The 2,974-nt window shown below is 58.6% G+C and carries 3 protein-coding genes; all 3 read left to right on the top strand.

Going from position 1 to position 2,974, the window contains the following annotated elements; translation table 11 throughout:
* A partial coding sequence (locus ACTG3T_RS12375) for a SulP family inorganic anion transporter (RefSeq protein WP_439102589.1) occupies nt 1-768 on the top strand: 768 nt, incomplete at its 5' end.
* A gap of 4 nt (nt 769-772) precedes the next feature.
* A complete protein-coding gene (locus tag ACTG3T_RS12370; protein WP_439102588.1) occupies nt 773-1,642 on the top strand; it encodes a universal stress protein in 870 nt (289 codons plus the stop codon).
* Between the two features lie 33 nt (nt 1,643-1,675).
* Nucleotides 1,676-2,974, top strand: a 1,299-nt coding sequence (locus ACTG3T_RS12365) for an alpha/beta fold hydrolase (RefSeq protein WP_439102587.1), incomplete at its 3' end; no start/stop codon positions are given.

Raw genomic sequence — 2,974 nt, 5'->3', positions numbered from 1 at the left:
GCCACCATCGTCGACGACCTGACGGATACCAAGAGCAATAAAAACCGCGAGTGTGTGGGTCAGGGTATTGCCAACATCGCCAGCGGATTCATTGGCGGCATGGCCGGCTGCGCCATGATTGGCCAGTCGGTGATCAACGTGAAATCCGGAGGCCGGGGGCGCCTTTCGACGCTCGTGGCCGGGGTGTTTCTGCTGATCATGGTGGTCTTTGCCGACGCCTGGGTTAGTCAGATACCCATGGCCGCGCTGGTGGCGGTCATGATCATGGTCTCCATCGGCACCTTCAGCTGGTCCTCTATTCGCGATCTCAAAGACCATCCACGGAGCTCCAGCGTCGTAATGCTGGCCACCGTCGCGGTGACCGTCGCCACCCACGACCTTGCGAGAGGCGTGCTCACCGGTGTCCTGCTCTCGGGCTTTTTCTTTGCGCACAAGGTCGGACAGATTCTTTATTTCCGTTCCATGGTGGACGACGACGGGCGTGCCAGAACCTATCGCGTATTCGGCCAGGTATTTTTTGCCAGTGCTGATCGCTTTATCGCTGCCTTTGACTACCAGGAAGTGATCGAGCGCGTTTGCATCGATGTGAGCCGCGCCCACTTCTGGGATATCACCGCTATCAGCGCTTTGGATAAGGTCATTCTCAAGTTTCGGCGCGAGGGCACCGAGGTGGAGGTCATTGGTCTGAATGAAGCCAGTGCCACCATGGTAGATCGCTTCGCTTTGCATGACAAAGACGGCGCCGATGATTTATTGATGGGGCATTAAAGTTATGGCTATCAGTGATCAGGAAAAGATTCTCGCCTGTGTGGATCAGTCGCATTTTGCTGACTATGTGACAGACTATGCTGCCTGGGCGGCGCGTCGCATCCAGGCGCCCATGGAACTGCTGCATATTATCGATATTCACCAAACACCACCCTCCGGTGAGGACCACAGCGGAACCATCGGTATCGACGCTCAGGAGCAGCTCCTCACAAAGCTTTCCAGCGAAGACGAAGCACGCACCCGGGCAGCGCGAGAGGCCGGGAGGCTGTTTCTTAACCGACTCCGGGAACGGGCCAGCGCGGTGGGAGCACCCCAGGTGGACATCCGCCAGCGCTACGGGCAGCTGGTAGAAACACTGCATGAGCAGGAGGATGGCGTACAGCTGATGGTCCTGGGACGTCGCGGAGAATCCGCCGAGGCCACGCTGCGCGATCTGGGGCGAAACGTGGAGAGCGTTGTTCGCGCGGTTAACAAACCCATACTCACGGTCACCGAGGGCTTTCGGGAACCGCAGCGCATCATGTTTGCCTTTGACGGCAGTGCCGTGACCCGCCGCGGCGTGGAAATGATCGCCGGCAGCGCCCTGTTCCGAGATCTACCGATACTGCTGCTTATGTCCGGCAAGGTAAATCCCGATGGCTCCAAAAAGCTTGATTGGGCAGAAAAAACCCTCACGGATGCGGGCTATAGCGTCGACAAGCGATTGCAACCCGGCGATGCCGAAGTTGTTATCGCGAAAACAGTCACCGATGAGTCAATCGACCTGTTGATCATGGGCGCCTTTAGTCATTCGCCCCTGCGTACCCTGCTCTTTGGCAGCAAGACCGCCGATCTGTTACGTTCATCAAGCATACCGACCCTGCTTTTGGGGTAGATCTTCCCGGGGGTAAAACAAGGAATGAAGCCCATGATTATCTTGTTGAAGTCTCCATGGCGTCGCTTACTGTCGGCGATGGCCATCGCCCTCCTCGGCCTGAGCATTTCTTTCCCCGGCGCAGCCTACGAGCCGACTCCCAGCTCGGGGCAATTTACCATCGACAAGTTTGTCTTTGAGGATGGCAGCGCCGAGCCCCTGACCCAACACTACCGAACCCTGGGAACACCACGACGCAATGCCGGGGGAGAGGTCACCAATGCGGTGCTGATCATGCACGGCACCACGGGCAGCGGCGCCGGATTTCTGAGAGAGCAATTCGCCGGTGTGCTTTTCGCTCCCGGTGGCATTCTTGATGCCGAGCGCTACTTCATCGTACTGACCGACGCTATTGGTCACGGACAATCGAGTAAACCGAGCACCGGATCAGCGGGAGACTTCCCAAAATACAGCTACAACGACATGGTGCGCGCCCAATACCGTCTACTCACAGGGCACCTGAACATCAATCACCTTCGTCTGGTCACAGGCACCTCCATGGGCGGCATGCTAAGTTGGGTCTGGGGCTACGAGCATCCGGGCTACATGGACGCCATCATGCCTCTGGCGAGCCTGCCCGTGGAGGTTGCTGGTCGCAATCGCATGCTGCGCAAGATGATTATCGACGGCGTCAAAAATGATCCTGATTACAAAGAGGGCTTTTACGACAGCCAACCCGCAGGACTCCGGGAAGCGCTTTATCCGCTGGTGTTTATGGTCTCCAGTCCCCTTCAGTACCAAAAGCTTGCACCCACGCGCAGCGCCGCAGAGGCCATGCTGAACGCAGCGCTGGATCGCTACAGTGCGGCCATGGATGCCAATGATCTGATCTATGCTTTTGACGCCTCGCGGGACTACAACCCCGCGCCGCATCTTGAAGACATCCAGGCGCCGCTACTGGCGATAAATTCCGCCGACGACCAGGTAAACCCGCCGGAGCTTATGCTCCTGGAAAGTCATATCGATCGGGTCCCGAACGGCGAGGCGGTGACCCTGGACATTACGAGCCTTACGCGCGGCCACGGCACCCATTCCCTGCCGAGCATCTGGGGCCCCTATCTTGCGCGTTTTCTCGACGCCACCGCCCGCGATCAGCCTGATTCTCTCCGCGACTACTCCGCTTTGTCAGACCCGGATGCAGCCATCTGGCGCCGCCGGGCGCCGGACACTTTCACGGCGCGCTTTGACACCACTGAGGGACGCTTCACCATAGCGGTCACGCGAGACCTGGCTCCCCAAGGCGCAGATCGTTTCTACCAGCTGGTCAGCGCGGGCTACTACGACGGTGTCCAC

Origin of the sequence: Congregibacter sp. (assembly GCF_965660375.1) — a bacterium.
GTDB lineage: Bacteria > Pseudomonadota > Gammaproteobacteria > Pseudomonadales > Halieaceae > Congregibacter.
The sequence above is the reverse complement of the archived record's forward strand: the minus strand, read 5'-3'. Positions and strand labels throughout refer to the sequence as shown.

What these genes read in the sequence shown, in the direction of transcription:
- ACTG3T_RS12370 (WP_439102588.1), top strand. Translation starts at nt 773, where the DNA reads ATGGCTATCAGTGATCAGGAAAAGATTCTCGCCTGTGTGGATCAGTCG.